This is a genomic window from Citrobacter sp. TBCS-14 (genome assembly GCF_005280805.1).
Classification (GTDB): Bacteria; Pseudomonadota; Gammaproteobacteria; order Enterobacterales; family Enterobacteriaceae; genus Citrobacter; species Citrobacter gillenii.
Genome location: NZ_SZWM01000419.1, coordinates 1 through 210 on the forward strand (window position 1 = coordinate 1; position 210 = coordinate 210).

Genomic DNA, 210 nt, shown 5'->3' on the forward strand with positions numbered 1-210 from the left:
CAGGCCGGTATCAGTGGCTTCCAGCGGGATCGCCAGGTTCAGACCGCTGCCGGGTTGTTCGAGGGAGACCACAAACAGGCCGACCAGAATAGACAGAATAGAAGAGCTGATAAACCAGATCATCGCTTTGCCGCCCACGCGCCCGATGGTTGAGGTTTCGCCCAGGATCTGCGCCGAATGGGGGGCTTAAGCGCCGGAGAAGATGTCTTT

General features: G+C 58.6%; 1 pseudogene. It reads right to left on the bottom strand.

What is annotated here, in order from left to right:
- Positions 1-165, bottom strand: a pseudogene (locus FDX22_RS15870) (dicarboxylate/amino acid:cation symporter); the annotation flags it as partial.
- Positions 166-210: the final 45 nt, after the last annotated feature.